The sequence below is a fragment of the Stenotrophomonas sp. 116085_Sma genome (assembly GCF_056479585.1).
In genome coordinates this window covers 2984167-3007116 of record NZ_CM151057.1, presented here as the reverse complement: position 1 = coordinate 3007116, position 22950 = coordinate 2984167, and the positions used below count along the sequence as shown (strand labels likewise).

Genomic DNA, 22950 nt, shown 5'->3' with positions numbered 1-22950 from the left:
CGGCCGTCATCAATCGATGAACTGCAGTCGTGCCAGTTCAGCGTACAGGCCGCCTTCGGCAAGCAGCTGTGCGTGCGTACCTTCCGCCACGATGCGGCCCTGGTCCATCACTACGATGCGGTCGGCCTTGAGTACGGTGGCCAGGCGGTGCGCAATCACCAGCGTGGTGCGGCCAGCCATCAAGCGCTCCAGGGCCTGCTGCACGCCATGTTCGCTCTGTGCGTCCAGCGCGCTGGTGGCTTCATCCAGCAACAGGATCGGTGCGTCCTTCAGCAGTGCGCGGGCAATCGCCACACGCTGCTGCTGGCCACCGGACAGGCGCGCTCCGCGCTCGCCCAGCTCACTGTCGTAGCCTTGCGGCAACGCGCGCAGGAAGCCGTCTGCCTCGGCGGCGCGTGCGGCAGCCTCGACCTCGCTGTCGCTGGCCTGCAGGCGGCCATAGCGGATGTTGTCACGCGCACTGGCGGCAAACAGCGTCGGCTGCTGCGGCACCAGCGCCAGCTGTCCACGCAGCTCGGCCGGGTCGACCTGGCGAACGTCGATGCCATCCACGCAGATGCGGCCACCCGCCGGATCGTGGAAGCGCAGCAGCATGGACAGCACCGTGCTCTTGCCCGCGCCTGACGGGCCGACCAGGGCCACGGTCTCGCCCGGGCGCACGTGCAGGTTGAAATGGTCCAGCGCCGCCTGGTCAGGTCGCTGCGGGTAGTGGAACACCACGTCGTCGAACTGGATCTCGCCACGCAGCGGCTGCGGCAGCACGTGCGGCTGCGCCGGCGCGCGGATCTCGATGTCTTCCTCCAGCAGTTCGCCGATGCGGCCCATGCCGCCGGCCGCGCGCTGCAGTTCGTTCCAGACTTCGGCCAGCGCACCGACCGAGCCACCGCCGATCAGTGCGTACAGCACGAACTGGCCCAGGGTGCCTGCGCTGAGGCGACCGTCGATGACATCGTGCGCACCCAGCCACAGCACGCCGACGATGGCGCCGAACACCAGCAGGATGGCGCTGGCGGTGACCAGCGACTGCGCACCGATGCGGCGGCGGGCGGCCTTGATGGCATCGCCCAGTGCGTGGTCGAAGCGGCCGCGCTCGTAGGGTTCGCGTGCGTGCGCCTGCACCGTCCGTACCGCACCGAGGGTCTCGCTGGCCAGGCTGTTGGCATCGGCGATGCGGTCCTGGCTGCTGCGCGCGACGGTACGCAGCTTGCGCGCACCGATGATGATCGGCAGTACCGCAAGCGGAATGCCCAGCAGCGACCACGCCGCCAGCCGTGGGCTGGTGACGAACAGCATCGCCAGGCTGCCGACCACCGTGACGCTGCTGCGCAGTGCCACCGACATGGTCGAGCCGACCACGCTGCGCAGCAGTTCACTGTCGGCGGTCAGGCGCGAGACCAGCTCACCGCTGCGGCTGCGGTCATGGAACCCGGCACCGAGCTGGATCAGGTGTGCGTACAGGCGGCTGCGCAGGTCAGCTACGACCTTTTCGCCCAGCAGCGACACGAAGTAGAAGCGCGCGGCGGTGGCCAGGGCCAGCACCACGGCCACCAGCATCAGCAGGGCGAAGGCACGGTTGATCTGGCCGCCGCTGCTGAAACCATGGTCGATCATCTGCTTGACCGCCGGCGGCAGACTCAGCGTGGCCGCCGAAGACACCGCCAGCGCCAGCAGCCAGGCGGTGAACAGGCCACTATGGCGGCGCACGAACGGCCATAGCGTGCGCAGGCTGCCGAGGCGGCGCAGCGGCGGGGGCGAGGCGGGGGCGCCGTCCTTGTCAGTCATCCTGGTGGTCGTCTTCTATGCGGATACGGTCACGAGTGGCGTCGCGCAGGCGGATTTTCAATGCGTCGACCTGATCGGCCGGCAATTCGACCCGCAGGCATACCCCGTTCGCGTCGAACTGCTCATCGCGCTTCTCCACGCCGAACGCAGGCAGGGCGGCGTGCAGGGTGCCCAGGTCCTCGAAGCCGGCCTGCAGCTGCAGCCGTGCCATGGCGACCAGCGCCAGCCGCGGCGCGGTGCGCAGGCATTCGGCGGCGGCCCCGCCGTAGGCACGGACCAGGCCGCCTGCTCCGAGCTTGATGCCACCAAACCAGCGCGTCACCACCACCATCACCCGGTCGAAGCCCTGGCCGTCGATCGCGGCCAGGATCGGCCGCCCGGCGGTGCCTGCCGGCTCGCCGTCATCGCTGGAGCGGTAGTCCTGGCCATGCCGGTAGGCCCAGCAGTTGTGCGTGGCGTCGGCCACGGCAACCTGTTGCAGGAACGCCAATGCTGCGGGGGCGCCATCGATCGGCGCGGCATGGGCGATGAAGCGGCTGTGTTTGACTTCCAGCGTGTGGCTGACGGGCTGGGCGAGGGTATCGAGCATTCCCATCATTCTACGGCGTTGCCGGGTCCCCCCCTCCGTTTCAGTCGTCCAGCAGCGGGCGCAGGTCGCGCGGCAGGCGCGCTTCCGGATACTGCTGTATGTAGCGTTCCAGGCTGGCGCGGGCGAGGTCGCGCTGGTCCTGGTCACGGCGCTCGCGGATCTTCTGCAGCCACTGCCGGCGTGGCAGGCGCGCGTCGGCGTCTACTTCGGCCTGCACCGTGTCCGCGCTCAGGCCCGCATCGCTGCCGCGGCGCATGATGCCCGGAGCCGAACGGCTGGGAGCCTCACGCTTCATCGAGGTGATCTCCACCCGATCCAGCGCCTCCGCCCGCTCGACCTCGGCGGCATTGGCTGCCGGTGCAGGTGCCGCGGCCGTGCGTGCTTTCAGTGCCCCGGACTCTGCCGGCGCGAATGCCGGTGCCGAGTAGGCTGCGGGTGCAGGTGGCGCAGGCGGCGCTGCTGCCGGCGCTGCCGTCGGCGCCGGTGGGAGGGCCGCAAAGGCGGTATCGGCGGCCGCATCCGCAGCCATCGATCGTGCAGCTTGGGCCGGCGCTTCAGCGGTCTCGGCCGGCGCCGGCTCGGGCGCGCGAGCGATGGCCGGTGCCGGGGCAGCGGCAACAGGGGCGGCCTCGGGTGCTGCGGGCGCAGCGCTTGGTTCGGCAGCCGCCACAGCGCTGTCGGATGCACTGCGGCCAGCGGCCTGATCGGCAGCCGCAACGTCTTCTGCCGCTGCCGGTGCCGCAGCAACAGCGGCCTCACCGGCCGGAACCGGCGGCGGCTCCGGGCGCAGCTGCCAGGCGATGCCGATGGCGAACACCATCGAGGCGGCAATGCCGAACACTGCCGGCCAGCGAGGGCGTGCCTGTCGTGCGCGCGGTGCGTCCGCAGAGGCAACGGCGCCAGCGGCCGGAGCATCCACGGCGGCACGCGCCGCGGCCAGGATGGCAGCATCCAGCGCGGGCGGCGGTGCCTGCTCGGCGCGACGGCCGAGCAGCCGGGCCAGCTCGCGTTCTTCCGGCGTCAGGGGTTCGTCTCGGTTCATGCGTTCAGTCCCGCACGCAGCTTGTCCATCGCATAGCGCAGCCGCGATTTCACGGTCTCCCGGCCCACGCCGGTGATCTGGCCGATCTCCTCCAGGCTCAGTTCCTGATCCAGCCGCAGCTGCAGCACTTCGCGCTGCTCCGGCGGCAGTTGCTCCATCGCCAGCTGGATGCGGCGACGTTGTTCGAATTCAGAGAGTTCCGCTTCCGGGGTCTGCCCATCCTCGATCGCCGCAAGGCGCAGATCGGCATCGGCAGGTGCGGCCGGGCGATGACGTGCCGCACGCCAATGGTCGTTCAGTCGGTTGTGGGCGATGCGGAACAGCCATGTGCTGAACGCCGCCTCGGGTTGCCAGCCGGCGCGCGCGCTGATCACCCGCTGCCACACGTCCTGGAAGATCTCCTCGGCCAGTGCCGTGTCGCGCAGTTGCCGCAGCAGGAAGCCGAACAGGCGTTTGCGGTGGCGCGCATACAGGCTTTCGAACGCGCGCAGGTCACCACCGGCCCAGGCCAGCATCAAGGCTTCATCGGTTGGCAGTGCGCTGGCTTCCACGGCGTACAGGGTAAGGCCTGCAGGCGGTGGCGCATAGCCGGTGGCAGGGGCGGGCAGGGCGAGGTTCATGGCATGGAAGCGGCTACGGACAGCACGAAAAACGTACGGGCGCACGATTCGGGGTTTACGGGCTTCCATTGCCCCCCGGGTGGCGCGCTATGCTCGGCGGCTCAGGGGAGGCGACGCTTAGACGGCGCCAAGAGATTGTCATTTGTCCACGCATGCTGAACCGGCGGAAGAGCCACCACACGAGGTCGTGCTGAGCACGGCGCTGGTGCGCGCGTTGCATGCGCTGCTGCCTGAATCGGCGGTGGTCCGGGTCGGTTGGGACGACCCGCAGGTGGGGCGTGGCCAGGGCGGCTGGCCCCCGGTCGTGATCGACGGCGCCGCGTTCGTGGACCCCGGCGTTGGCGATGGCCAGCACGGTTGGGAGTACGACGGCGCGCGGCTGCTGTTGTCGGTGGTCGGTGCGGCGCCTTCGCCCGCGTGGTGGGGACTGGCCCGGCAGGCGATGGAACTGGCCCTGCAGCGCGGGCGACAGGCCGGGCAGATCAAGGCCCTGGAAGAGACCGAGCGGCTGCAGCAGGCGTTGTTCCAGATCGCCGACCTGGCCGGCGCAGACCTGGAGATGGGCGAGATGCTGCGCCACGTGCACGGTGTGCTGGGCACGCTGATGTACGCGGAGAACTGCTACATCGTCGAGTACGACGATGTGCGTGAACAGATCCGCTTCCTGTACTTCGCCGACCAGGTGGATGACTTCGTTGCCGATCCGTCGCAGAGCCATGACGCCAGCGAGATGCCGCGCAGCCTGACCGTGGCGCTGCTGCGCCATGGCAAGCCGCTCAGTGGCCCGTCGCGCGAACTGCTGGCGCGGGTGGTGGAACAGGAGCATGACCCGCAGCGTGGCCCCGAAAGCCTGGACTGGCTGGGCGTGCCGATGCTGCGCGATGGCCGCGTCTGTGGCGCCATCGTGGTGCAGAGCTATGAGCGTGCCGCCCGCTATGGTGAGGCCGAGCGCGCCCTGTTGGGGTTCGTCGCCCAGCACGTACAGACCGCGATGGACCGGCGCCAGGCGCAGGTACGGCTGGAGCAGCAGGTGGAGCGGCGCACCCAGGAACTGCAGCGCGCCAACCGCAGCCTGCAGGACGAAGTAGCCGAACGGCGCCGTGCCGAGCAGCTGCAGACCGCGCTCTACAACATCGCCGAGATGGCGATGTCGGCCGACAGCCTGGCCCAGTTCTACGGCCAGGTGCACGGCGTGGTCGGGCGCCTGCTCGATGCGCGCAATTTCTACATCGCCCTGGTCAACGCCGCCGGTAATGGCCTGGACTTCGTCTATTCGGTGGACGAGCACAACGCCAGCCGCGCGCCGCGGCCGTTCAGCCGTGGCCTGACCGAATACGTGGTGCGCAACCGGCGCCCGCTGCTGGCATCGCGCGCGCAGATCGATGCCCTGCTGGCGGCCGGCGAAGTGCGCGAACACGGCGCGCGTTCGCACTGCTGGCTGGGCGTGCCGCTGCTGCGCGACGACGAAGTGGTCGGCGCGATCGTGGTGCAGAGCTACAGCCAGAACAGTACCTTCAGCGTGCACGACCAGCGCCTGCTGACCTTCGTTGCGCAGAACATCGGTACCGGGTTGGCCCGCCAGCGCGACCAGCAGCGGCTGCGTTCGGCGCATGCCGAGCTGGAAAAGCGCGTGGAAGAACGCACCCGTGAACTGGCCGAAGTGAACGAGAAACTGCTCGGCCAGATCGGCGAGCGCCTGCGTGCGGAACAGCGCCTGACCCACCAGGCCATGCACGATGCCCTGACCGGCCTGCCCAATCGTCTGCACCTGCTGGATCGCCTGCAGGATGCCCTGGCACTGGCCAAGCGTGAGGGCGGGCCGGTGTTTGCCGTTCTGTTCCTCGACCTTGATCGCTTCAAGCTGGTCAATGACAGCATCGGCCATGCCGCCGGTGACCGCATGCTGGTGGAAGTGGCCAAGCGCATCGTGTCGATGGCCGGTACCGAAGATGTGGTGGCACGGCTCGGCGGTGATGAGTTTGCCGTGCTGCTGCAGTGCCCGCAGGGGCTGGCGCAGGCACTGGATTTCGGCCAGCGGCTGCTGCTGGCGTTGCAGGAGTCGATGTGGATCGCCGGGCGCGAACTGTTTCCGTCCGGCAGCCTGGGCATTGCCCTGTGGAATCCGCGCTACCGCACCGGTGAAGAGCTGCTGCGCGATGCGGACGCAGCGATGTACCGGGCCAAGGCGCAGGGCCATGACCGCTGCGCGATCTTCGACGAAGACATGCGCGAAGAAGCGATGCGCAGCCTGGACCTGGAAGCCGATCTGCGACGTGCGATCAACAACCGCGACTTCCTGCCGTTCTATCAGCCGATCGTGCGCTTGTCCGACGGCGAAGTGGTCGGTCACGAGGCGCTGCTTCGCTGGCAGCACGAGCGCCGTGGCCTGCTGCTGCCCGGTGCGTTCCTGGAACTGGGCGAAGAGAGTGGCCTGATCGAACAGGTGGATTGGCTGATCTACGAGCAGGTCATCGCGGGGCTGGCCAAAGGGGGGCACAGCTACGTATCGGTGAACGTGTCACCGCGTCATTTCCGCTCGGCGGAGTTCAGCGGCCGCCTGTTCGGCCTGCTTGATGCATACGGCGCCGATCCGCAGCGACTGCGGCTGGAGATCACCGAGGTCGCACTGCTGGACGATGGCCCGCACACGCTGCGCATCCTGCAGGGCCTGCGCGAGCGCGGCATCCAGGTACAGCTGGATGATTTCGGCACCGGCTTCTCCGCGTTGTCCTACCTGCATCGCTTCCCGATCAGCACGCTGAAGATCGACCAGAGCTTCATCGCCGGCCTGCATGGTCCGGAAGTGCAGAGTACGCGCGCGCTGGTTGAGGGCGTGCTGTCGCTGGCGCGCACGCTGGGCATCGAAACCATCGGCGAAGGCATCGAGACCGAGGCGCAGCGAAATACCCTGCGCGAACTGGGCTGCGACTACGGCCAGGGCTACCTGCTGGGGCGGCCCGCCCCGTGGGCGCACGCGGCGGCCTGAGCCGCCGCGTGCCGCTGCATCATCGCAGGGCGGCGCGGCGCTTCTCGTCGATCCACTTCGAGGCCTGCGCCGGCTGGTAGTTCTTCATCCACTCCAGCATCTCTTCGATGTCCGAGCCGTACCACAGGTCCTGGCGCTGGTCCGGGTGCAGGAAGCGCTCTTCCACCATGCGGTCGATCATGCCGATCAACGGGGCGTAGAAACCTTCCACGTCGAGGAATGCGCATGGCTTGTTGCCGATGCCCAGCTGGCGCCAGGTCAGCATCTCGAAGATCTCTTCCATGGTGCCGAAGCCGCCCGGCAGGGTGACGAAGCCGTCGGCAAGATCGAACATGCGCGACTTGCGCTCATGCATCGAACCGACGATCTCCAGTTCGGTCAGGCCACGGTGGGCCACTTCCCAATCGGCCAGCTGGCGCGGGATCACGCCGGTCACCTCGCCACCGGCGGCGAGTACCGCATTGGCCACGGTTCCCATCAGGCCGACGTTGCCGCCGCCATACACCAGGCGCAGGCCGTCGCGGGCAATGCGGTCACCCAGGGCAATGGCACGTTCGGTATAGGCCGGCTTGCTGCCAGCGTTGGAACCACAGTACACACAGATCGATTTCATGGATCTTCCTGTCTCTTGGCCGGAAACGAAAACGCCCCGTCGCCAACCGGAAGGCGGTCAGGGACGGGGTGTGCGTAGAGTATGAGGCCTTGAATCGCCACATGCCCTTGTAGAGCCGAGCCATGCTCGGCTGCTCTTCGTTCAGATCGCGGCAAGGTCCCAGCCGAGCATGGCTCGGCTCTACAAGAAGCAGGGGCTTACGCCGCCGCGGCCTGCTCGCGGCGCGGGCCTTCGCGGAGGGCGCGGCCGACCATGCCCACCAGCAGGTCCAGCTCCTCGCTGTCCATGCCGAAGTGCGGGGTGAAGCGCAGCGAGTTCTCGCCACCGTGGATCACGTTGATGCCGTGCTGGCGCAGCCATTCCTCGGTGGAGTTGGCGCCGTAGCACTTGAACTGCGGGGCCAGCTCGCAGGAGAACAGCAGGCCGGTGCCCTGCACCTTGGTGATCAGGCCACCCAGCTCACCCTTGAGCTGCTCCAGCTTGCGCACGGCCTCGGCACCGCGCTCGGCGATGTTGGCGCGCACCTGCGGGGTCAGCTGCGCCAGGGTGGCGCAGGCCACGTCCAGCGCACGCGGGTTGCTGGTCATGGTGTTGCCGTAGATGCCCTTGCGGTACAGCTGCGCGGCATGTTCGGTCACCGCCAGCACCGACAGCGGGTACTGCGCCGCGTTCAGTGCCTTGGAGTAGGTCTCCATGTCCGGCGGGTCCAGGCCTTCGAAGCCGGGGTAATCGACCACCGACAGCACGCCATGCGCGCGCAGGCCGGCCTGGATCGAGTCCAGCAGCAACAGGCTGCCATGGGCACGGGTCAGTTCACGGGCAACGGCATAGAACGACGGCGGCACCGAACGGCCCGGGTCGCCTTCGCCCATCACCGGCTCCAGGAATACCGCCTCGATGAACCACTGGTTGCGCGCGGCATCCTCGAACACTTTGCGCAGGCCGGCCTCGTCGTAAGGCGCCACGGTGATCACCGAATCCTCGCCACGGTAGCTGGCCAGGTGCTGCATGTAGCTCTTGCGGCTGGAATCGGAGTACAGCGCCGGGCGGTCGGTGCGGCCATGGAAGCTGCCCTTGACCACCACGCGCTTGATCGCGGCGCCGGCGTGGCGCGCGCCCGGGTCGGTCTGCAGCTTGGCATTGACGTCGGCAATGCGGGCGGCCAGGCCGACCGCTTCGGAGCCGGAATTCAGGCACATGAAACGGGTGAACGGGCAGCCGCCACGGCGGTGGCCGATCTCGGCGCGCAGGGCAGTGATGAAGCGCTGCTGCGACAGGCTGGGGGTCATGATGTTGGCCATCACCTGCGGACGGGCCATCGCTTCCAGTACCGCGTCCGGGGTATGCCCGAAACCGAGCATGCCGTAGCCGCCGGCGTCGTACAGCACGGCGCCCTTCAGGGTGACCACCCACGGGCCGCGCGCGGCCAGCGCCACGTACGGCGTCACTGCGTCATCGGCGTAGAAATTGACGAAACCGTCCTGCATCGCGTCGATCTGCGCCTGTTCGTCCTGCGCCAGCAGCGGCCCCAGGTCGGCCTGCACACGCGCGAATTCCTCGGCGGCGGCGTCCACCGCGGCGATCAGCTGCGGGTGGTGGGCGGACAGGGCGGTCAGGGTGGCGTCGTCCAGGCCGGTGGTGAGGCGGGTGCCGGGCTGGCTGCGCAGGGGGGCGAGGCGTTCGATGAAGCTCATTGCAGATCTCCTGAAACAATGGGTCGCACGGGTCTTCAAAAGCAAAACGCGCGTCATCACGCGCGCTTGGGGCAGGCTCGTGCAGCGGACTTCCGACTCGATGCTAGCACTTGTTTTTTTGCGCGATAACCCCGCAGAAACCTGCTGCATAGCAGCATTTTGCGCGACGTTCGCCGCGAAGCGCGCCGGCTCGCAGACGCTGGACGTACAATGCGCGCCATTGTCGACCTGTTGCCGCCCACCGCCTTGAAGAAGTCCGATTTCCACTACGACCTGCCGGCTGAACTGATCGCGCAGGCTCCCCTGGCCGAGCGCTCCGCCAGCCGACTGATGCTGGTGCCGCCGGCACCGGCCGCCTTCACCGATCTGCAGGTGCGCGACCTGCCGTCGCTGCTGCAGCCGGGCGATCTGCTGGTGTTCAACGACACCCGGGTGATCCCGGCGCGCCTGTTCGGGCAGAAGGCCAGTGGTGGCCGCGTTGAAATCCTGATCGAGCGCCTGCTCGGTGGCCAGCAGGCCCGCGCGCAGGTCGGCGCCAGCAAGTCGCCGAAGGCCGGCAGTCGCATCGCCCTGGACGCAGGTGGCGAAGCCGAGGTGCTGGGCCGTGACGGCGAGTTCTACGTGCTGCAGTTCCATGTGCCGGAGTCGCTGGAGCAGTGGTTGCTGCATGCCGGCCGCCTGCCGCTGCCGCCCTACATCCAGCGCGAGCCGGGCGTGGACGACCGCGAGCGCTACCAGACCGTGTTCGCGCGCGAAGTGGGCGCGGTGGCCGCGCCGACCGCCGGCCTGCATTTCGACGAACCGCTGCTGGCCGCATTGAAGGAGAAGGGCGTGGAGTTCGGCCACGTCACCCTGCACGTTGGCGCGGGCACCTTCCAGCCGGTGCGCGCCGATGACCTGAAGGACCACGTGATGCACCGCGAGTGGCTGAACGTCGGCGCTGAGCTGGTGCAGCAGGTACGGCGCACGCGCGCGGCCGGCGGCCGGGTGATTGGCGTGGGCACCACCGTGGTGCGCGCGCTGGAGAGCGCGATGCGTGACGGTGAGCTGCTGCCGTTTGCCGGCGAGACCCAGATCTTCATCACCCCCGGTTACCGCATCCGCAGCGTCGACGCGATGGTGACCAACTTCCATCTGCCGGAAAGCACGCTGCTGATGATGATCTCCGCGTTCGCCGGCAAGGAGCGCGTATTCGAGGCCTACCAGCACGCGATCGAGCAGCGCTACCGCTTCTTCAGCTACGGCGACGCGATGCTGCTGTTCCCGCAGGCGGGGTAGGGCCACAGCCTCCGCATGTGGTGGGTGCGCACCGTTGGTGCGCACTTACAGGTACCTGGAGGCCAGGAAAGCCACGCATGGCGTGGCTCTACTACCCAGGTAGATCCACGCCATGCGTGGATAATTCCTTCCGCAAGTCGGTTCCGCCGGGCTGCTCAGCCCAAATCCACCTCGCATTCGCTGAGCGGAACAGACTGGCCGTCGGAGATGATCAGGTGGTCATCTTCAATACGGGCCAGGCGAAGACCCAGGGTCCTTGCCCCGGCTTCAACCGCCTTCCGCCATCCATCCAGATCGCCGTGGAAGGAAAGGGCTCGGAAGCACTGGCCGTTGGGCAGGGTTATCCGGCAGCTGTCCGATACGATGCCACCGCTGCTTGCGGTGAGCTCGCCAGCAGAGTCCTGCAGCGCATCGAATTGTCTTGCCGCGCGGGTCGTTTTGTCAGCTTCAAAGTAGACAACTTCCACTCCGGCCACGGGATTGATACCCGGGGCGATTCGATCGGCTCGTTGCTCGATCTTTCCCCCAAGAATTGTCTCTAGTACCTCGCGGCCATCTTTATTCATTTTCGGGGCTGATTTTCTGGCGGAACAACATATGCCGCCCATCTTGGAGTGGCGACAGGCCAAGGCCAAGGCCAGAGACGACAGCCCAGCAGTCGCGTCGCCAGGTCCTCGGCTCCATTCAGGCCTGAATGGGCGGCCGACCCGGTTTTGGGAGACAATAGGCGACTATTTGCCTGAACGACCGCTCCATGTCCCGATTGCAGTTCCAGCTCAAGACCCGCGACGGCCGTGCCCGCCGTGGCCGCCTGACCTTCCCGCGTGGCACGGTGGAAACGCCGGCTTTCATGCCGGTGGGGACCTATGGCTCGGTCAAGGGCATCCTGCCGGACCAGGTGCGTGCGCTGGGTGCCGAGATCATCCTCGGCAATACCTTTCACCTGTACCTGCGCCCGGGCCTGGACATCATCGCCGACCACGGCGGCCTGCACGGCTTCTGCCGCTGGGATGGCCCGATCCTGACCGACTCCGGCGGCTTCCAGGTGTTCTCGCTGGCCCACCGCCGAAAGATCACCGAACAGGGCGTGACCTTCGCCTCGCCAACCGACGGCGCCCGCGTGTTCCTGGGCCCGGAAGAGAGCATGAAGATCCAGAAGGTGCTCGACTCGGACGTGGTCATGATCTTCGACGAGTGCACCCCGTACCCGGCTACAGAGGATGTTGCCCGCCGCTCGATGGAACTGAGCCTGCGCTGGGCCCAGCGCAGCCGCAATGCGCATGACGAGCTGGGCAATGACGCGGCGCTGTTCGGCATCGTCCAGGGCGGCGTTCACACCGACCTGCGCAGCCGCTCGGCCGAGGCCCTGCAGGCGATCGGCTTCGACGGCTATGCCATCGGCGGCCTGGCCGTGGGCGAGCCCGAGCACGAGCGCAATGCCATGCTTGACCACCTGGACCCGGAGTTGCCGGGCGACCGTCCGCGCTACCTGATGGGTGTCGGCCGGCCGGAGGACCTGGTCGAGGGTGTCGCACGTGGCGTGGACATGTTCGATTGCGTGATGCCGACCCGCAATGCGCGCAACGGTCACTACTTCACCTCGTTCGGCACCGTCCGCATCCGCAACTCCCAGTACGCGCGGGACATGGATCCGATCGAGCCGGGCTGCGGCTGCGTGGCCTGCACCGGCGGCTACACCCGGTCCTACCTGCGCCACCTGGACCGCTGCAACGAGATGCTGGCGCCGATGCTGGGCACGCTGCACAACCTGTTCTATTACGAAAAGCTGATGGCCGACATCCGCGCGGCGATCGAGGCGGGAACCTTCCTGGCCTTCCGTGAGTCTTTCTACGCGGCACGCGGGGCGGTCGCGCCGGCCCTGTAACCCGGACGCCCCCTGCCAAACGGCCCAAGGACGAACGCCCGGGGCCGTGGCATACTTCAAGGCTGACCCAGATCCGCGGTCGACACCCCGTGCCCGTGAAAGGGCCGGAGCGCCGCCCAACCAAAGGACCAACGATGAACCTGCTTGCCTTCCTGATTCCCGCCGCCCACGCCCAGGCCGCCGGCGGCCAACCGCAGGGCATGGGCCTGACCACCCTGCTGTTCCCGATCATCCTGATCGCCATCATGTACTTCCTGATGATCCGCCCGCAGATGAAGCGGCAGAAGGAGCACAAGGCCATGCTGGAGAAGATCAAGCGCGGCGACGAAGTGCTGACCAACGGCGGCATCGCCGGCATCGTCACCGACATCGGCGACAACTTCATCACCATCGAAGTGGCTGACAACGTGCGCATCCGCGTGCAGAAGGGCGCTGTCGGCAACGTGCTGCCGGCCGGTACCCTGAAGTCGGCCCAGTAAGCCACTCCCTTTCCGATGCACAACCGCGGCGCCGGGGATGGCGCCGCGCGGGACCCAAGCAATGCTCGAATTTCCACGCTGGAAGTACGTCGTCATCCTGATCGTACTGGCGCTCAGCTCGCTGTACGCGCTGCCCAACATCTACCAGAAGGACCCGGCCGTCCAGATCACCGCCAACCGTGGCGGGCAGGTCGACGACGCGCTGCGCGACCGTGTGCTGGCCGACCTGAAGAAGGCCGGAGTGGACACCCTCGGTGCCGAGAAGGAAGGGGAAAGCCTGATCGTCCGCCTGCCGGACCTGAAGGCGCAGTCCGCCGCCAGCGACGCCCTGCGTGACACCGTCGGCGAGAAGTACACCGTGGCCCTGAACCTGGCCTCGACCGTGCCGGACTGGCTGGCCAACCTCGGCGGTCGTCCGATGGTGCTGGGCCTGGACCTGCAGGGTGGTGTGCACTTCGTGCTGCAGGTCGACCAGAAGGCCGCCCTGGACAAGCGCCTGGACGCCTATACCGAAGACGTGCGCAGCACCCTGCGTGACGCGCGCATCGCCTACCAGTCGGTGGAGCGCCGCGCGGACAACAGCATCGTGGCCAACCTGAGCCCGTCCGCCGGTGATGACGCCGCGCAGCGTGCCCGTACGGCCCTGGTCAAGGCGCAGCCGACGCTCGGCTATGACGTCAGCGGCAACCGCATCACGGTCACCGTGCCGGAAACCGAGATCACCCAGATCGCCAACGGCGCGATCGAGCAGAACATCAACACCCTGCGCAACCGCGTGAACCAGCTCGGCGTGGCCGAGCCGATCATCCAGCGCCAGGGTGCCGACCGCGTGGTCGTGCAGCTGCCCGGCGTGCAGGACACGGCCGAAGCCAAGCGCATGATCGGCGCCACCGCCACCCTTGAATACCGTGCGGTGGTCGAGGGCAATGCGCAGGACGCCATCAACTCCGGTCGCATCCCGCCGGAAGCGAAGGTCTATCAGCGTCGTGACGGCGGCGGTCCGATCCTGCTGAACAAGCGCGTGATCGTCACCGGCGACCAGATGGTCGGCGCGCAGGCGGTGACCGACTCCACCAGCGGTGCCCCGGCGGTCAGCGTGACGCTGAACAACGTCGGCGGCCAACGCATGTTCGATTTCACCAGCGCCAACGTGAACAAGCCGATGGCGGTGGTGTACACCGAACGCGTGCCGACCGTGACCATGGTTGACGGCCAGGAAGTGCGTGGCTTCAAGGTCAACGAGGAAGTGATCTCGGTGGCCAACATCAACGGTGTGTTCGGCAAGAACTTCCAGACCACCGGCCTGCAGAAGAAGGAAGCCGACGACCTGGCCAAGCTGCTGAAGTCGGGCTCGCTGGCCGCGCCGATGGACTTCGTCGAAGAGCGCGTGGTCGGCCCGAGCCTGGGCGCCGAGAACGTCAAGAACGGCATGCGCGCGGTGGTGTTCGCGTTCCTGTTCACCCTGGTGTTCTTCAGCGTGTACTACCGCATGTTCGGTGTGATCACCTCGGCGGCGATGCTGTTCAACCTGCTGATCGTAGTGGCGGTGATGTCGCTGTTCGGTGCCACCATGACCCTGCCGGGCTTCGCCGGCCTGGCGTTGTCGGTGGGCCTGTCGGTGGACGCCAACGTGCTGATCAACGAGCGTATCCGTGAAGAGCTGCGTGCCGGCGTGCCGGGCAAGACCGCGATCGTGACTGGTTACGAGCGTGCCTCGGGCACCATCCTCGACGCCAACCTGACCGGCCTGATCGTCGGCGTGGCGCTGTTCGCATTCGGTACCGGTCCGCTGAAGGGCTTCGCGCTGACCATGATCATCGGTATTTTCGCCTCCATGTTCACCGCGATCACCGTGTCGCGTGCGCTGGCGACGCTGATCTACGGCCGTCGCAAGAAGCTCCAGAACGTGGCCATCTGACGGGACGACACGCACAATGAAACTGTTTCCGCTGCACATCCTCCCGAACGACACCAAGATCGACTTCATGCGTTGGCGCCATGTCGCCATGGCAGTCACCATCGTGGTGTTCCTGGCCTCGATCGCCATCATCGGCATCAAGGGCTTCAACTACGCGCTGGACTTCACCGGCGGCACCCTGATCGAAGCCCGCTTCGACAAGCCGGTGGACGTCGAGCAGGTCCGCACCAAGCTCGAGCAGAATGGCTTCGAAGGCGCCCAGGTGCAGAGCGTCGGTGGCAACACCGACCTGCTGATCCGCCTGGCCCCGCACGGTGAGCATGCGCCGGGTACCGGTGACGCCGCCGCCGAGGACAAGGCCACTGCTGCCGCTGTGGTGAAGGCGCTGTCGTCGGCCGACAACCAGGCCACCGTGCTGCGCAACGAGTTCGTGGGTCCGCAGATCGGCAAGGACCTGGCGATGAATGGCCTGTACGCCACCATCTTCATGCTGGCCGGCTTCCTGATCTACATCGCGGTGCGCTTCGAATGGAAGTTCGCGGTCACCGCCAGCATCGTGGCGATGTTCGACCTGATCGTGACGGTGGCTTACGTGTCCCTGCTGGGCCGTGAGTTCGACCTGACCGTGCTGGCCGGCCTGCTGTCGGTGATGGGCTTTGCTATCAACGACATCATCGTGGTCTTCGACCGCGTCCGCGAGAACTTCCGCAGCCTGCGCGTGGACTCGATGGAAGTGTTGAACCGTTCGATCAACCAGACGCTGTCGCGTACGGTGATCACCGCGGTGATGTTCTTCCTGTCGGCGCTTGCCCTGTACCTGTACGGTGGCAGTTCGATGGAAGGCCTGGCCGAGACGCACATGATCGGTGCAGTGATCGTGGTGCTGTCCTCGATCCTGGTGGCGGTGCCGATGCTGACGATCGGCTTCCTGCGCGTCAGCAAGCAGGACCTGTTGCCCAAGGCAAAGGACATCGAAGCCCTGGAGCGTCGCCCGTAATCACCTGCTGCCCGCAGCACACAGAGAACCCCGCGCAAGCGGGGTTTTTTGTTTGACGATGACTCCAGCCCGGTAGTTCGCTGGACTGCGCAGCAGCTCGATACAGCAGGTTTATCAATAGCTTACGCGCGTCCATCATATGCCGGTGCTTTCTGAAATCTGACCCGGTTTGCCCTCGCGCCGCTCCTATCTGGCTCTTGGAATCCGGGTCGTTCCAAGGAGTCATCATGGCAAAAATCAAGCTCACCAAGACCGCCGTAGAGTCTGCGCAACCCCAGGCGAAGGACATCGAACTACGGGATACCGTTGTGCCCGGCTTCCTCTGCAAGATTACCCCGAAGGGCCGCCGGGTGTTCATGCTCCAGTACCGCACGAACTCCGGGCAGCCTCGCAAGCCCTCGCTGGGCCTGTTCGGGGAACTGACCGTGGAGCAGGCCCGCGTCATGGCGCAAGACTGGCTGGCCGAGGTTCGCCGGGGCGGCGATCCCGGCGGTGCCAAGGCCGAGGCGCGCAAGGCACCCACGGTCGAAGCGTTGTGCAAGAAGTTCATGGAGGACTACTCCAAAAAGCGCAACAAGCCCAGCACGCAGCGCGGCTATCAGGCGGTCATCGACCGCTGTATCGTCCCGCTGATCGGCCCTAAGAAGGTGCAGGACGTGAAGCGGCCCGACATTGCCGGGCTGATGGAGAAGCTGGCCTACAAGCCGGCCGAGGCGAACAATGCCTTTGGCGTGCTGCGCAAGATGTTCAACCTGGCCGAAGTGTGGGGCTTCCGCCCGGACGGCACGAACCCGTGCCGCCACGTCCCGATGTATCCGCCCGGCGAGGAAACCCGGCTCATCGTGGACGACGAGCTGGCGCTGATCTTCCGCCAACTGGAGAAGCTGGAGGCGGAAGGGCTGGAGAACTACGTCATCCCGCTGGCGATCCGCCTGCAATTCGAGTTTGCCGGTCGTCGCTCCGAAATCTGCACGCTCGAATGGAGCTGGATCGACCTGGAGAATCGGCGCGTGGTGTGGCCGGACAGCAAGACCGGCGGCCTTTCCAAGCCCATGAGCGCGGAAGCCTATCGGCTGTTCTCGACCGCACCGCGCCGGGACGGTTGCCCCTACGTCCTGCCGTCGCCCAACGACCCGACCAAGCACCTGACCTTTGGCGAGCACTATGGCGGCTGGTGCCGCGTGCTCAAGGCCGCCGGTGTTCCGCATGTCGGTACGCACGGCATCCGCCATCGCTCGACTACCGACATTGCCAATTCGGGCGTGCCGACCAAGGTAGGTATGAAGCTGACGGGCCACAAGACCGTGGCAATGTTCATGCACTACGTTCACACCGAGGACAAGCCGGTGCGTGATGCGGCCGAACTGGTGGCGAGCCGGCGGCAGGCCATCACGGGCGCGCGGCAGCCCCAGGAGGCCATCGCATGAACAGGCGCAAAGCATCTGTTCCTTCGCCCGCAGCGCCGACGGCGCTGCTGGGCGACATTCGGACATTGATCGAAGCGGCGCGCAAGCGCGCCGCTTCGGCGGTGAATAGCGAGCTGTCGATGCTCTACTGGCGCATCGGCCAGCGCATCCATACGCAGGTCTTGGAAGGTCGGCGGGCCGACTACGGCGAGGAAGTCGTGCTGACCTTGGCAGCGCAACTGGTGAAGGAGTACGGCAGCAGTTTTTCGGTCAAGAATCTGCGTCGGATGGTGCAGTTCGCCGTCGCTTACCCGGACGAGCGAATTGTCGTATCACTGATACGACAATTGAGCTGGACGCACTTCATCGCCCTGATCCCGCTGAAAGACCCGCTCCAGCGGGACTACTACGCGCAGATGGCGAGCGCCGAACGCTGGAGCGTGCGGACGTTGCGCGAGCGCATCGACTCGATGCTGTACGAGCGCACGGCGCTGTCCCAAAAGACGGAAGCAACCATCGCGCAGGAACTGGCGACCCTGCGCGATGCGCAGCGCATGACCCCGGCGCTGGTCATGCGCGATCCGTACATCCTCGACTTCTTGGGCCTGCGGGATAGCTGGCAGGAAGGCGACTTGGAAGCCGCGATCATCCGCGAAATGGAAGCCTTCCTGCTGGAGCTTGGCGCGGGCTTTTCCTTCGTTGCCCGGCAGAAGCGCATCCCGATTGACGACGAGGATTTTCACCTTGACCTGCTTTTTTACAACCGCAAGCTGCGGCGGCTGGTGGCCGTCGAATTGAAGATCGGCGAGTTCAAGGCAGCGTACAAGGGGCAGATGGAGCTTTATCTGCGCTGGCTGGACAAGCACGAGCGGGAGCCGGAAGAAGCCTCGCCGCTGGGAATCATCCTCTGCACGGGCAAGAAGCGCGAGCAAATCGAACTACTGGAATTGGACAAGTCGGGCATCCACGTCGCCGAGTACCTGACCACCTTGCCGCCGCGTGCGGTGTTGGGCGAACGATTGCAGCAGGCGACCGAGCGGGCGCGCTTACAGATCGAACAGCGCACGCAGGACACGGAGTAGGCCAAGCAGCATTTGTGCGTCCTGTCGTGCCGCCGTCGGGTTCGCGGGCTGCACCCCGCGTTTCGCTCCGAATCACACTCATCCCGTTTGCCTACCCGCATGCGCCTGATGCCCAGCACACCCAGGTGCATGACGTAGCGCCCTCCTGATTCTGCGCAGGATCAGGCAGACAGGATTTGCCCCGCTATGGCGGCCAGCACAACCACCAGCACCGGCGGCAAGCGTCCATAGACCAGCAGGCCGAAGGCGGCCAAGGCCAGAGCGAAATCGGTGCGTCCGTGGATGGCGCTTGTCCATACGGGGTCGTAGAGCGCGGACAGCAGGATGCCGACCACCCCTGCGTTAATGCCCGCCATTGCAGCCTGGATGCTCGGCCGGTGGCGCAACCGCTGCCAGAACGGTAGCGTGCCGATCAGCACGAGGAAGGCTGGCACGAAGATCACGATCAGCAGCACCAGCCCGCCAAGCCAGCCGTGCAAGGGCCAGTCGGCCACAGTGCCGAGATAGGCCGCGAAGGTGAACAGCGGCCCCGGTACGGCCTGCGCCGCACCGTAGCCGGCCAGGAAATCGGCATTGCCGACCGCGCCGGTCGAGCCGGTGACTGCTTGCAGCAGCGGCAACACGACATGGCCGCCACCGAACACCAGTGCGCCGGCGCGGAAGAAGCCGTCGATCAGCGCAGCCATCGTCGAGCCGCTGGCCGCCGCCCACAACGGCAGACCGAGCAGCAACGCGGCCAGCAAGCCCAACGCTATCGCGCCAGTACGGCGCGACACCGCATACGAGGCCAGATGCGCTGCCGGCAGCGGCGGCAGTTGCAGCCACCAGCGACCGATCAGGCCCGTCATGACGATGGCCGCGACTTGCACCCAGGCCGACGGCAGCAATAGTGTCAGCAACGCGGCCAGGATCGCTAGCGCGGCGCGGGGCCGGTCGGGGCACAGCGTTTTCGCCATGCCCCACACCGCTTGCGCCACCACGGCGACGGCAACCACTTTCAAGCCATGCACCCAACCGGCTTCAGCGAGCGGGTGGTATTCGGAAATGCCGTAGGCGAACAGGATCAGTACGAGCGCTGAGGGCAACGTGAATCCGACCCAAGCCGCCAGTGCGCCCCACCCACCAGCACGGCCCAAGCCAAGCGCCATGCCGACCTGGCTGCTGGCCGGCCCCGGCAGGAACTGGCACAGCGCGACCAGATCGGCGTAGCTGCGATCGTCCAGCCAGCGGCGACGCTCGACGAACTCCGTGCGGAAGTAGCCCAAGTGCGCGATTGGCCCGCCGAAGGAGGTCAGCCCCAGCCGCAGAAAGACCAGAAAAACGCGCCCGGCGTTGTCGCGCTCTGCGGTGGCTGGCTCTGGCATCAAATCGACTCCTGTTTCATGCGCTTGGACAACGCTTCGGCGCTTTCCTTGCGCTCGCTGTACCGATCCACCAGATACGGTGCCGCGTCGCGCGTGAGCAGCGTGAACTTCATCAGTTCTTCCATCACGTCCACAATGCGGTCGTAATAGGCCGAGGGCTTCATGCGCCCGGTTTCATCGAACTCCTGATATGCCTTGGCGACCGAAGACTGGTTCGGGATGGTCAGCATCCGCATCCAGCGACCCAGCACGCGCATCTGGTTGACCGCATTGAATGACTGCGAGCCGCCTGATACCTGCATCACCGCCAGCGTCTTGCCCTGGGTCGGGCGCACCGCTCCGGAGGACAGCGGAATCCAGTCGATCTGCGTCTTCATCAGGCCGGTCATCGCGCCGTGGCGCTCCGGCGAGCACCACACCATGCCTTCCATCCATTGCGCCAGTTCGCGCAGTTCCTTTACCTTCGAATGATCGTCGCCGGCATCGTCCACCAACGGCAGGCCCGACGGGTTGAAGAACCGTGTTTCGCCGCCGAGCGCACGCAGGATGCGCGCCGCTTCTTCGGCGGCAAGGCGGCTGTACGAGCGGTCGCGCAGCGAGCCGTAGAGCAGCAGGAAGCGCGGCGCGTGCGTGGCGCGTTCGGGTGTCAGGAGCCGTTCCTTGTCCGGCTGCTGGAACAGCGTGGCATCGAGGTTCGGCAGGCCGATACGGGTATCAGACACGCTGCCCCTTTGCATCCACTACCGCCTCGCCGTCTTCCTTGTTGAACGCGCCGCGCTGCGGATTCGGCAGAATGTCCAGCACGGTTTCCGAGGGGCGGCACAGCTTCGTGCCCAGCGGCGTGACCACGATGGGCCGGTTCATCAGGATCGGATGTTGCCCGATGGCATCGAGCAACTGATCATCCGTCCATTTTGGGTTGGCCAAGCCCAACTCCGCATAGGGCGTGCCTTTCTCGCGCAGCACCTCGCGCGCGCTCAGGCCCACGTCCGCCAGCAGCTTGACCAGCGTTTCCCGCGTCGGTGGCGTCTTCAGGTACTCAATGACCGTGGGTTCCTCGCCGCTGTTGCGGATCAGGGCCAGCACATTGCGCGAGGTGCCGCAGTTCGGGTTGTGATAGATCGTGATGTTGCTCATGGGTTTCTCTCAGTTCGTTGCGTGGCCGCGCTCGTACCAGCGGCGCGAGCGGTTGACCACGCGCACCACCAGCAGCATCACCGGCACCTCGATCAGCACACCCACCACGGTGGCCAGCGCCGCGCCGGAATGGAAACCGAACAGGCTGATGGCCGCGGCCACGGCCAACTCGAAGAAGTTGCTCGCGCCGATCAGGGCCGACGGGCCGGCGACGCAGTGTTGCTCGCCTGTCTTGCGGTTGAGCCAATAGGCCAAGCCGGAATTGAAGAACACCTGGATCAGGATCGGCACCGCCAGCATGGCAATGATCAGTGGTTGTTGCAGGATGGCTTGGCCCTGGAAGGCGAACAGCAGCACCAGCGTCAGCAGCAGCGCGGCGATGGACAGCGGGCCGATGCGTTCAAGGGCGCGGTCAAATGCGGCCTGGCCCCGGCGCAGCAGCGCCCGCCGCCAGAGCTGCGCGACGATGACCGGGATGACGATGTAAAGCGCCACCGAGATCAGTAGCGTGTCCCACGGTACGCTGATGGCCGACAGGCCGAGCAGCAGGCCAACGATGGGCGCGAAGGCGAACACCATGATGGTGTCGTTGAGTGCGACTTGCGAGAGCGTGAATACGGGGTCGCCGCCGGTCAGCCGGCTCCAGACGAACACCATCGCCGTGCAGGGCGCGGCGGCCAGCAGGATCAGGCCGGCCACGTAGCTGTCGAGTTGGTCGGCCGGCAGCCACTCGGCGAAGACGTGCCGAATGAAGATCCACGCCAGCAGTGCCATTGAGAACGGCTTGACTGCCCAGTTGACGAATAACGTCACACCGATGCCGCGCCAGTGCTGTTTGACCTGGCCGAGCGCACCGAAATCCACCTTGAGCAGCATTGGGATCACCATGACCCAGATCAGCACGCCGACCGGCAGATTGACTTGGGCGACTTCTATGCGGCCGATGGCCTGAAACATGCCGGGCGCGAACTGGCCGAGCGCGATGCCGGCGACGATGCACAGCAGCACCCACACGGTCAGGTATCGCTCGAACACGCTCATGGCGGAAACAGTCGGTGCGCGGCTGGCGGATGCACTGGCGGTCATGGTTGCCTCACTTGCGTCCAATGTCGTGCAGCTCACGCTGCAAGGACATGGCATCGAGGCGCTGGAGCGGCAGCGACAGGAACAGTTCTATGCGCCGGCGCAGCGTGATGGCCGCGTCCATGAACGCCTTGCGCTGTTGTTCCTCGGTGCCTTCGACGGCGGCCGGGTCGGGCACGCCCCAATGCGCCGAGACGGGCTGGCCCGGCCACAGCGGACACGCCTCGCCGGCGGCGTTGTCGCAGACGGTGAAGATGAAGTCGAACACCGGCGCACCGGGAACCACGAATTCGTCCCAGCTCTTGCTGCGGTAGCCCGTGGTCGGCAGGCGCAGGCGTTCCAGCGTGGCGAGTGCCAGCGGATTCACTTCGCCTTTCGGGTGGCTGCCGGCCGACCAGGCACGGAAGCGGCCTTGGCCCAGCTCATTGAGCAAGCCTTCGGCGAGGATGGAACGGGCCGAATTTCCCGTGCAGATGAACAGTGCGTTGTAGGTGGTGTCGGTCATGGCGTCAGCAGTTGCAGTTAGGGGATTCGGAAACCTCGCAGACGCCGCCCTGGCAGCAATGCTCGGTCAGGTAGCCGATCAGGCCGTTCATGTGACCGTACTCGGCGCGGTAGATCAGGTTGCGGCCCTGCTGCTCGATGGAAACGAGGCCAGCGTGGGCCAGTTCCTTCAAGTGGAAGGACAAGGTATTGCGGGCCACGTCGAGCTGATCGGCGAGGACGCTGGGCGTGCGTCCTTCCGGCCCGGCGACGACCAGGGCGCGGAATACACGCAGTCGTTGCGTGTGGGCCAGCGCACTCAGGGCGGAAACGGCTTGATCTTCATTCATTATTCGATGATACAACAATTATAGAATTAATAGAAAGAAGAAAGGAAAACACCGCTTGGTGGCGTCCCGGCGTACCGCCGTCGGGTTCGCGGGCTGCGCCCCGCGCTTCGTGCCGAATCGCGGCCATCCGGCTTTGACCCCTGACGCCTTCGGCCCTGGCGG

At 66.3% G+C, this 22950-nt stretch carries 21 protein-coding genes; 8 read left to right on the top strand and 13 right to left on the bottom strand.

The features are described 5' to 3' along the window. Nucleotides 1-9: 9 nt before the first annotated feature. The 4 genes from ACZK0Z_RS14010 to ACZK0Z_RS13995 are packed head-to-tail and all read right to left on the bottom strand — an operon-like array spanning nucleotide 10 to nucleotide 3928. A complete protein-coding gene (locus ACZK0Z_RS14010; protein ID WP_049428509.1) occupies nucleotides 10-1782 on the bottom strand; it encodes an ABC transporter transmembrane domain-containing protein in 1773 nt (590 codons plus the stop codon). Continuing rightward, the gene (locus ACZK0Z_RS14005) at nucleotides 1775-2371 is read right to left on the bottom strand and encodes an IMPACT family protein (protein WP_049428511.1); all 597 of its coding nucleotides are present in this window, start codon (nucleotides 2369-2371) and stop codon (nucleotides 1775-1777) included. Before ACZK0Z_RS14005 ends, ACZK0Z_RS14010 begins: the two co-directional genes overlap by 8 nt. Nucleotides 2372-2411: 40 nt before the next feature. Beyond that, on the bottom strand, nucleotides 2412-3413 hold the full coding sequence (locus ACZK0Z_RS14000) for a hypothetical protein (RefSeq protein WP_197632473.1): 1002 nt from the start codon (nucleotides 3411-3413) through the stop codon (nucleotides 2412-2414). Then, nucleotides 3410-3928: an RNA polymerase sigma factor gene (locus ACZK0Z_RS13995; RefSeq protein WP_238378638.1), complete on the bottom strand. Its 519-nt coding sequence runs from the start codon at nucleotides 3926-3928 to the stop codon at nucleotides 3410-3412. The genes ACZK0Z_RS14000 and ACZK0Z_RS13995 overlap by 4 nt, the downstream gene beginning before the upstream one ends. A gap of 247 nt (nucleotides 3929-4175) precedes the next feature. Here ACZK0Z_RS13995 and ACZK0Z_RS13990 point away from each other — a divergent pair, with 247 nt between their 5' ends. After that, nucleotides 4176-7019, top strand: coding sequence for a bifunctional diguanylate cyclase/phosphodiesterase (locus tag ACZK0Z_RS13990; protein WP_459004320.1), 2844 nt, complete (start codon nucleotides 4176-4178; stop codon nucleotides 7017-7019). Nucleotides 7020-7038: 19 nt separating this feature from the next. On the opposite strand, the gene ACZK0Z_RS13985 is transcribed toward ACZK0Z_RS13990, so the two are convergent. Both ACZK0Z_RS13985 and ACZK0Z_RS13980 read right to left on the bottom strand, forming a co-directional pair. Then, nucleotides 7039-7632 (bottom strand): LOG family protein, encoded by a 594-nt coding sequence (locus tag ACZK0Z_RS13985; RefSeq protein WP_049428514.1) that lies wholly within the window; start codon nucleotides 7630-7632, stop codon nucleotides 7039-7041. A 197-nt stretch (nucleotides 7633-7829) separates the two neighbouring features. Beyond that, nucleotides 7830-9326 (bottom strand): aminotransferase class III-fold pyridoxal phosphate-dependent enzyme, encoded by a 1497-nt coding sequence (locus ACZK0Z_RS13980; protein ID WP_049428517.1) that lies wholly within the window; start codon nucleotides 9324-9326, stop codon nucleotides 7830-7832. Nucleotides 9327-9536: 210 nt separating this feature from the next. Between ACZK0Z_RS13980 and queA the strand changes: the two genes are divergently transcribed. Then, on the top strand, nucleotides 9537-10604 hold the full coding sequence (gene queA / locus ACZK0Z_RS13975) for a tRNA preQ1(34) S-adenosylmethionine ribosyltransferase-isomerase QueA (protein ID WP_049428518.1): 1068 nt from the start codon (nucleotides 9537-9539) through the stop codon (nucleotides 10602-10604). Between the two features lie 155 nt (nucleotides 10605-10759). Here the strand turns inward: queA and ACZK0Z_RS13970 are convergent, their stop codons facing one another. Then, on the bottom strand, nucleotides 10760-11170 hold the full coding sequence (locus tag ACZK0Z_RS13970) for a hypothetical protein (RefSeq protein ID WP_197632475.1): 411 nt from the start codon (nucleotides 11168-11170) through the stop codon (nucleotides 10760-10762). A 188-nt stretch (nucleotides 11171-11358) separates the two neighbouring features. On the opposite strand from ACZK0Z_RS13970, the gene tgt reads away from it, so the two are divergent. From tgt to ACZK0Z_RS13940, 6 genes are all read left to right on the top strand, one after another. Beyond that, complete coding sequence (gene tgt / locus ACZK0Z_RS13965) at nucleotides 11359-12489, top strand: tRNA guanosine(34) transglycosylase Tgt (RefSeq protein ID WP_197620309.1); 1131 nt, start codon at nucleotides 11359-11361, stop codon at nucleotides 12487-12489. A gap of 134 nt (nucleotides 12490-12623) precedes the next feature. Continuing rightward, entirely contained in the window at nucleotides 12624-12968 is a 345-nt protein-coding gene (gene yajC, locus ACZK0Z_RS13960; RefSeq protein ID WP_006434333.1) for a preprotein translocase subunit YajC, read from the top strand. Between the two features lie 61 nt (nucleotides 12969-13029). Next, the gene (secD, locus tag ACZK0Z_RS13955; protein ID WP_197620308.1) at nucleotides 13030-14886 is read left to right on the top strand and encodes a protein translocase subunit SecD; all 1857 of its coding nucleotides are present in this window, start codon (nucleotides 13030-13032) and stop codon (nucleotides 14884-14886) included. 16 nt (nucleotides 14887-14902) lie between these two features. Continuing rightward, on the top strand, nucleotides 14903-15883 hold the full coding sequence (gene secF / locus ACZK0Z_RS13950; protein WP_049428521.1) for a protein translocase subunit SecF: 981 nt from the start codon (nucleotides 14903-14905) through the stop codon (nucleotides 15881-15883). A 227-nt stretch (nucleotides 15884-16110) separates the two neighbouring features. Further along, entirely contained in the window at nucleotides 16111-17310 is a 1200-nt protein-coding gene (locus ACZK0Z_RS13945) for a tyrosine-type recombinase/integrase (protein WP_023121658.1), read from the top strand. Beyond that, nucleotides 17307-18371 carry a PDDEXK nuclease domain-containing protein gene (locus ACZK0Z_RS13940; RefSeq protein ID WP_023121657.1) on the top strand — a complete coding sequence of 355 codons (1065 nt, stop codon included), beginning with the start codon at nucleotides 17307-17309 and terminating at the stop codon, nucleotides 18369-18371. Before ACZK0Z_RS13945 ends, ACZK0Z_RS13940 begins: the two co-directional genes overlap by 4 nt. 161 nt (nucleotides 18372-18532) lie before the next feature. Here the strand turns inward: ACZK0Z_RS13940 and chrA are convergent, their stop codons facing one another. Genes chrA through ACZK0Z_RS13910 form a run of 6 tightly spaced genes read right to left on the bottom strand, consistent with a single transcriptional unit; the run spans nucleotide 18533 to nucleotide 22788 of the window. Further along, entirely contained in the window at nucleotides 18533-19735 is a 1203-nt protein-coding gene (gene chrA / locus ACZK0Z_RS13935; RefSeq protein ID WP_023121656.1) for a chromate efflux transporter, read from the bottom strand. Further along, complete coding sequence (gene arsH, locus ACZK0Z_RS13930) at nucleotides 19735-20457, bottom strand: arsenical resistance protein ArsH (RefSeq protein WP_031655584.1); 723 nt, start codon at nucleotides 20455-20457, stop codon at nucleotides 19735-19737. The genes chrA and arsH overlap by 1 nt, the downstream gene beginning before the upstream one ends. Further along, on the bottom strand, nucleotides 20450-20872 hold the full coding sequence (gene arsC / locus ACZK0Z_RS13925; RefSeq protein ID WP_023121654.1) for an arsenate reductase (glutaredoxin): 423 nt from the start codon (nucleotides 20870-20872) through the stop codon (nucleotides 20450-20452). Before arsC ends, arsH begins: the two co-directional genes overlap by 8 nt. A gap of 9 nt (nucleotides 20873-20881) precedes the next feature. Then, on the bottom strand, nucleotides 20882-21913 hold the full coding sequence (arsB, locus tag ACZK0Z_RS13920; RefSeq protein WP_031655583.1) for an ACR3 family arsenite efflux transporter: 1032 nt from the start codon (nucleotides 21911-21913) through the stop codon (nucleotides 20882-20884). Between the two features lie 52 nt (nucleotides 21914-21965). Next, nucleotides 21966-22460, bottom strand: a complete 495-nt coding sequence (locus tag ACZK0Z_RS13915; RefSeq protein WP_023121652.1) for an arsenate reductase ArsC — start codon at nucleotides 22458-22460, stop codon at nucleotides 21966-21968. A 4-nt stretch (nucleotides 22461-22464) separates the two neighbouring features. Next, nucleotides 22465-22788 carry an ArsR/SmtB family transcription factor gene (locus ACZK0Z_RS13910; protein ID WP_023121651.1) on the bottom strand — a complete coding sequence of 108 codons (324 nt, stop codon included), beginning with the start codon at nucleotides 22786-22788 and terminating at the stop codon, nucleotides 22465-22467. Nucleotides 22789-22950: the final 162 nt, after the last annotated feature.